Below are 6454 nucleotides of genomic sequence, written 5' to 3'. Positions count from 1 at the left end.
GCGGTAGAGGGGGCGGCGGGCGGCCAGGTTGGCCATGCGCAGGGTTTCCACCGCCGACGCCAGGCCGATGGTGGTGAAGTTGGGCAGCACCAGAAAACCAAAGGTCTTGGCTGGGCAAGGCGAGACGATTGCAGAAACGGGGTGGACCATTGCGATCTTCCTGTGCAAGCTGAGGCGTGATTCGTCGGGGGCAGTGGAAAACAGGCCTCGCATGTTTCTTGTTGTTATGGGTCGTTGCCCGGTCGATCTTACACCCCGGCGTGATGGCCAGGAATGGACCTGAATGCAGACAGAAGGTGAAGCTATTTGAACCCCGAATCCATGCTGGCGGCGCTGCCAGGTTTCGCCATCGCGCCGCAGGCCATCCAGGTGTTGCCCGATGCTGCGGCCTATCGCGCCTGCTTGCTCGAGCGCATCGGCGCTGCGACCCGGCGCATTGTCATCGTCGCCTTGTACTTGCAGGAGGACGAGGCCGGGCAGGAAGTGCTGGATGCCCTGTACCAGGCCAAGGCGGCGCGGCCGGGCCTGGAGATCGTCATCGTGGTCGACTGGTTCCGCGCCCGCCGTGGCCTGTTGGGCGCCGGGCGCCAGCCGGGCAATGCCGCCTGGTACCAGGCCCAGCGGGAGCTGCGTGGGTTGGACGTGGTGATCCATGGCGTACCGGTGCAAACCCGTGAGTTGTTCGGCGTGCTGCACCTCAAGGGCAGCGTGATCGATGACTGTGTGATCTATACCGGCGCCAGTTTGAACAACGTCTACCTGCACCGTTTCGACCGTTACCGCCTGGACCGTTACCACCTGTTCCAGTCGCCTGCGCTGGCCGATGCCATGGTCGGCCTGGTACGGCGGCTGTTGCACCACACTGCAACACCGCGCCTGGACCTGCCGGCGCCACCGGCCAACCGTAGCCTGCGCGGCGATATTCGCCGCTTGCGTGCACGGCTGCGGCGCATGGCGTATGACGCACCGGCTGCCGTTGCAGGGCAGGGCCTGCGGGTGGTGCCATTGCTCGGCGTTGGCCGTGGCAACCCGCTTAACCGCGCGGTGTGCGCGCTGCTGGCTGCGGCGCGGTCACAGATCATCATCAGCACGCCTTATTTCAACCCGCCCCGGGTGGTGATGCGCGAGATCGACCACGCCCTGGATCGCGGCGTGCGGGTGGAACTGATTGTCGGCCACCTTACGGCCAATGATTTTTATATCGCACCCGGCGAGCCGTTCAGCGCCAGTGGCGCGTTGCCCTATCTGTATGAAGACAACCTGCGCGCCTTTGCCCGGCGCCGCCATGCCAGCATCGTCAGCGGCCAACTGGTGGTTCGGATCTGGAACGACCCTGGGCATACCTTTCATGCCAAAGGCGTCTGGGTCGACCAGCGTTACTCGTTGCTGACAGGCAACAACCTCAACCCGCGCGGGTTCAACCTGGACTTGGAGAACGGGCTGCTGATCGACGACCCGCAGGGCGAATGGACGGTGCCGCGGGAAGTGGAACTGGAGGGCATTCGCCGGTTTGCACCGAAGATCGGCTCGGCGCAAGAACTGGGCGTCAAGGCAGAGCACCCCAAAGAAGTGCGCAGGTTCTTGCGCCGCTTGCGTTTCAGCCGGCTGGAGCCGTTGATCAAGCGGGTGTTGTGAGCCGTTTTTACCTCTCTGAAAAGTCATGGCAAACGAATACAATCAGCCGTTTTCCACGTTACCCAGACAGGCCAACACTTTCATGGCGCTTGATCCACCCACGATGCTGACCATCACCATCGCCCTGGCTGCCGCCGCAGCCTTGTACCTGGCGATCGAGTGGCGCAGCGTCCGCGAACCCTCGCTGCTGTTCTGGAGCGCGGGTTTCGCTACCATCACCATCGGCTCCACCCTGGCCCTGCTGCGCGGGATCGGCTTGCTGTTGATCGGTATCTGGTTCGCCAACGGTTTGCTGGTGGTGGCGCATGCGTTCTTCCTGCTGGGGGTGCTGCGCTTTACCCAGGCCCGCCTGTCATGGGGCTGGCTGCTGATCGTCGTCGCCTGGTTTGCCTTGCTGCTGCTGCCCGTGGGGCCTCAGTGGTCGAAGGTCATGCTGATGGTCAACTCGCTGCTGGTGGCGCTGCTCACGCTCAAGGCCAGCCTGCTGTTGCGCCCGCACGGCAAGTCGTTGAGCGTGGGGGCGGTGCAGTTGCGTTATGTGCTGCTCATCCATGGCCTGTTCTATGTGGTCAAGGCGGTCATCGCGGTGACGCCTGGCACGCTGATCGACCTGGCAACCTTCGGTGGCCTGATCATTCAGGTGTCGCTGGTCGAGGGGGCCATGGCGATCATGCTGATCGCCCTGTCGATGACCGGTACTGTGCGTTATCGGCGTGAAGAGCGGATCGCCCGGCTGGCTGCCCGCGATCCGTTGACGGCGTTGTACAACCGCCGGGCGCTGGAAGTCCGCGCCACGCACCTGTTCAAGGACGTGAGCCCGGCCCGGCCTGGGGCGCTGCTGCTGATAGACATCGACAATTTCAAGCTGGTCAATGACCTGCATGGCCACGCGGCTGGCGACCGGCTGTTGGTCACGCTCAGCGAGATGATCCGTGCGGTGTTGCCGGAGCGGTCATTGGCGGCGCGGCTGGGCGGGGATGAGTTCGTCATCCTGCTCAGCGATGCCAGCAGTGAGCGGGTGGTGGAGCTGGGTGGCGTTTTGCGTAGCCAGTTCCAGCAATTTGCCGAGCAGGCAATGCCGACCCCGCAGGCCGTGACCCTGAGTATTGGCGCCAACCTGTTCGACCATCCGCCGGCGAGCCTGGCGGCGTTGATCGAGCAGGGTGATGTGGCGCTGTATCAGTCCAAGCGTGGCGGGCGTAACAGCATTCGCCTGGTTGACCGCAGCGAGATGAACACTGTCAGGTAGCCTTTCAACCGGCCCTCACAGGTACCCCGCTGCTCTAAAGCTCAGCGCAAACCCAGTGGGAGCCGGCTTGCCGGCGATGGGCCGCAGTGCGGCCCCGTTGTCTTCAGGTGACAACCTGATAGCAAGGCACATACTCCGCGCCACCGGGCAGCTTCATCCGGTGCTGGTCGACAAACGCCTGCAACAGGCGCCCCAGCGGCTCCAGTACCGCACTTTCCCCGCGGATCTGATAGGGCCCGTGCTCCTCGATCAGGCGGATGCCCTTGTCCTTGACGTTACCGGCAACGATGCCGGAGAACGCCCGGCGCAGGTTAGCGGCCAGTTCATGCGGCGGCAGGTCGCGGCGCAGGGCAAGTTCCGCCATGTTGGCGTGGGTCGGGTCGAACGGGTGCTGGAAGCCGCCGTCGATCTTCAGCAGCCAGTTGAAGTGGAACGCGTCGTTGCGCTCACGGCGGAACTGCTTGACCTCCTTGAGGCCTTCGACCATCTGCCGCGCGACCTCGGCCGGGTCATCGATGATGATCTGGTAGTGGCGCTGGGCTGCCTCACCCAGGGTGGCGCCAACGAAGGCATGTAGCTGCAGCAGGAACGGCTCGGCGCTGCGCGGCCCGGTCAGCACCACCGGGAAGGGCAGGTCCTGGTTGTCCGGGTGCATCAGGATGCCCAGCAGGTAGAGGAACTCCTCGGCAGTACCGGCGCCACCTGGGAAGATGATGATGCCGTGCCCGACACGTACGAAGGCTTCCAGACGCTTCTCGATGTCCGGCAGGATCACCAGTTCGTTGACGATCGGGTTGGGCGCCTCGGCGGCAATGATGCCCGGTTCGGTCAAGCCCAGGTAACGGCTGCCGTGCATGCGTTGCTTGGCATGGGCGATGGTGGCGCCTTTCATCGGCCCCTTCATCACGCCCGGGCCGCACCCGGTGCAGATGTCCAGCTTGCGCAGGCCCAGTTCGTGGCCAACCTTCTTGGTGTACTGGTACTCCTCGCTGCTGATCGAATGGCCGCCCCAGCACACCACCATTTTCGGCTCCACGCCCGGGCGCAGGGTGCGTGCGTTGCGCAGCAGGTGGAAGACGTAGTCGGTGATGCCCTGGGAGCTTTCCAGGTCGATGCGCTGGCTGGCCAGCTCGCTTTCGGTATAGACGATATCGCGCAGGGCGCTGAACAGCATCTCGCGGGTGCTGGCGATCATTTCGCCATCGACGAAGGCATCGGCGGGTGCATTGAGCAGCTCCAGGCGCACGCCGCGGTCTTGCTGGTGGATGCGTACCTCGAAGTCCTTGTAGGCCTCAAGGATGGTCTTGGCATTGTCGACATGGGCGCCGGTGTTGAGGATGGCCAGGGCGCACTGGCGGAACAGGGTGTAGAGGCTACCGGTGCCGGCTTCACTCAGTTGCTGGACTTCACGTTGCGACAGCGTCTCCAGGCTGCCTTTGGGGCTGACGGATGCATTGATGACATGGCGTTGGGGCATCTAAGTCTTTCCTGTGCAGGTAAAACATCCTTCTTTGACAACACCATAAGTCATGCGAAGAGCTTTTGCACACCCAGCGTAAGCGCCAGCCCGCCACCGAGCAGCCACAGGTTGAGAATCGCCCCGGTCACCAGCGCCCGCGGGCCGGCCTGGCGGATCTGGCTCAAGCGTGTCTCCATGCCCAGTGCGGTCATGGCCATGGTCAGGGCGAAGGTGTCCAGGCTGTTGACCGCTTGGGTCACGCTGCCTGGCAATACCTGCAGCGAGTTCACCAATACCAGCGCGAGGAAGCCAAAGGCGAACCAGGGCATGGCGATGCGGCCGTTGCCTTGTGCCTGACCCGGCAGCCGGGTACGGCTGATCCAGACACCCACCACCAGCAGTACCGGCACCAACAGCATCACCCGGGTCATCTTGACGATGGTGGCGATGTGCGTGGCCTCGGGGCTGACATTGCTTGCCGCGCCCACCACCTGGGCAACCTCATGAACGGTGCCGCCCAGGAACAGGCCGGCACCCAGGGTATCGAGGTGCAGCCAGCCGCTGTTGATCAGTAGCGGGTACAGGAACATCGACAGGGTGCCGAACAGCACCACGCTGCCCACTGCCATGGCACTCTTGTGCGGTGCGCTGCGCAGCGCCGATTCGAAGGCCAGCACTGCTGCGGCGCCGCAAATGGCGCTGCCGGCGGCGGTCAACAAGGCGGTGTCGCGGTCCAGTTTGAGCAGCTTCATGCCGCACCACAGGCCGATCAGCAGGGTGCTGACCACCACCAGCAGCGAGACCGCAAGGCCTGACCAGCCGACTTCGGCGATTTCCTGCAGGCTGACACGCAGGCCGAAGAAGGCCACCGCGATGCGCAGTAGCCCGCGGGCAGAGAAATTGATGCCCGCCGCCCAACTGGCTGGCACGCCATCACGCAGGGCGTTGCCGTAAAGGGCTCCGGCGACGATGCCGACGATGAGCGGGCTGATGCCCAGGTTGGCGATAACGGGCACGGCCGCCAGTTGGGTGACGGCGAACGCGAACAATGCGACGAACAGGATGCCGTTGAGCCGCCCTCGGGTAGAAAGGGTAGGGGCAAAGGCAGGGTTGGACGGTACCGTGGCCATGTGAGTCCTCCGGACAGTGATTCGACAGGGCCTACTTTAATTTGGTTATAAGCTTATAAAAAATCGTAATTCAGGATGGCAAATATCCGCTTAGCTGATATTTTGCATTCATGACCCCGGAACAACTGATAACGTTTGCCACCGTTGCCGAGCATGGCAACATCAGCCATGCAGCGTTGGCCTTGCATCTCTCGCAGCCGGCTGTCTCCGGCCAGCTCAAGCTGCTGCAGGACGCATTCGGCGAGCCCCTGTACCAGCGCGCCGGCCGCGGCGTGCGGCTTACTGCGGCCGGCGAGCAGCTGCTGGCCCATGCCGAACGCCTGCGCGAAACCTTTCGCCAGGCCCAGGCACTGCGCGACGCCATGCGCGGGCTGGAGCGCGGCACCTTGCGCATCGGTGCCAGCACTACGCCCGCCAGCTACCTGCTGCCTTACCTGATCGCCGACTTCCATGCGCAATACCCCGAGGTGCAGGTGAGCACCTTGCACGGCAATACCGCAGAGATCGTCTCGGCGTTGGGCAGTGTGGACATCGCCCTGATCGAAGGCCCGCCCGGGCAGGAATTACCGCTGGGCACGGGTGTCACGCCGTGGCGTGAGGACGAAATCGTCGCCATCGTGCCAAGCGCTCACCCGTTGGCCAATCAGGCGGGTCAGACGCTGGAAGCCTTGGGCAGCTACCCCTTGGTGCTGCGTGAAAGCGGCTCCGGGGTTCGGCAGGTCGTTGAACGGGCATTTGCGCGCAGTGGCGTGGCCATGCGCGTAGCCTTGGAAATTGCCGGGGTCGAAGGGGTGAAGGAGGCGGTGCGGGCGGGGATGGGCATCGGCTTCGTTTCGGCGATGTCGATCAGGCATGAAGGGGGCGCACTGCAGCGATTGCACATCGCCCCGCAGCCGTTGGTCAGGCACTTTTCCATTCTGCTGCCGCATGCGGCCACGCCCTCGCGGGCGGCGGCGCGGTTCATGGCGCTGTGTACGTGAC

At 64.0% G+C, this 6454-nt stretch carries 5 protein-coding genes and 1 pseudogene; 3 read left to right on the top strand and 3 right to left on the bottom strand.

The window, feature by feature from the left end; all coding sequences use genetic code 11:
- A pseudogene (locus BLX42_RS26780) lies at window positions 1-150 on the bottom strand (GlxA family transcriptional regulator); the annotation flags it as partial.
- A gap of 156 nt (window positions 151-306) precedes the next feature.
- Here BLX42_RS26780 and pssA point away from each other — a divergent pair.
- Both pssA and BLX42_RS03170 read left to right on the top strand, forming a co-directional pair.
- Entirely contained in the window at window positions 307-1635 is a 1329-nt protein-coding gene (gene pssA / locus BLX42_RS03175) for a CDP-diacylglycerol--serine O-phosphatidyltransferase (RefSeq protein WP_161871130.1), read from the top strand.
- 82 nt (window positions 1636-1717) lie between these two features.
- Window positions 1718-2884, top strand: coding sequence for a GGDEF domain-containing protein (locus tag BLX42_RS03170; protein ID WP_080952087.1), 1167 nt, complete (start codon window positions 1718-1720; stop codon window positions 2882-2884).
- A 103-nt stretch (window positions 2885-2987) separates the two neighbouring features.
- Here BLX42_RS03170 and ppnN read toward each other — a convergent pair whose 3' ends face one another.
- Together ppnN and BLX42_RS03160 are read right to left on the bottom strand one after the other, a co-directional pair.
- Window positions 2988-4361 carry a nucleotide 5'-monophosphate nucleosidase PpnN gene (ppnN, locus tag BLX42_RS03165; RefSeq protein ID WP_046785477.1) on the bottom strand — a complete coding sequence of 458 codons (1374 nt, stop codon included), beginning with the start codon at window positions 4359-4361 and terminating at the stop codon, window positions 2988-2990.
- Window positions 4362-4411: 50 nt separating this feature from the next.
- Window positions 4412-5473 carry a YeiH family protein gene (locus BLX42_RS03160; RefSeq protein ID WP_161871129.1) on the bottom strand — a complete coding sequence of 354 codons (1062 nt, stop codon included), beginning with the start codon at window positions 5471-5473 and terminating at the stop codon, window positions 4412-4414.
- A gap of 110 nt (window positions 5474-5583) precedes the next feature.
- Between BLX42_RS03160 and BLX42_RS03155 the strand changes: the two genes are divergently transcribed.
- Entirely contained in the window at window positions 5584-6453 is an 870-nt protein-coding gene (locus tag BLX42_RS03155; RefSeq protein ID WP_161871128.1) for a LysR substrate-binding domain-containing protein, read from the top strand.
- Window position 6454: the final 1 nt, after the last annotated feature.

Origin of the sequence: Pseudomonas sp. SG-MS2 (assembly GCF_009933855.1) — a bacterium.
Taxonomy (GTDB): domain Bacteria; phylum Pseudomonadota; class Gammaproteobacteria; order Pseudomonadales; family Pseudomonadaceae; genus Aquipseudomonas; species Aquipseudomonas putida_E.
The sequence above is the reverse complement of the archived record's forward strand: the minus strand, read 5'-3'. Positions and strand labels throughout refer to the sequence as shown.

Bases quoted from the DNA above. Each gene is read 5' to 3' on its own strand.
- BLX42_RS03170 (WP_080952087.1), top strand. From the start codon at position 1,718: ATGGCGCTTGATCCACCCACGATGCTGACCATCACCATCGCCCTGGCT.
- ppnN (WP_046785477.1), bottom strand. From the start codon at position 4,361: ATGCCCCAACGCCATGTCATCAATGCATCCGTCAGCCCCAAAGGCAGC.
- BLX42_RS03160 (WP_161871129.1), bottom strand. From the start codon at position 5,473: ATGGCCACGGTACCGTCCAACCCTGCCTTTGCCCCTACCCTTTCTACC.
- BLX42_RS03155 (WP_161871128.1), top strand. From the start codon at position 5,584: ATGACCCCGGAACAACTGATAACGTTTGCCACCGTTGCCGAGCATGGC.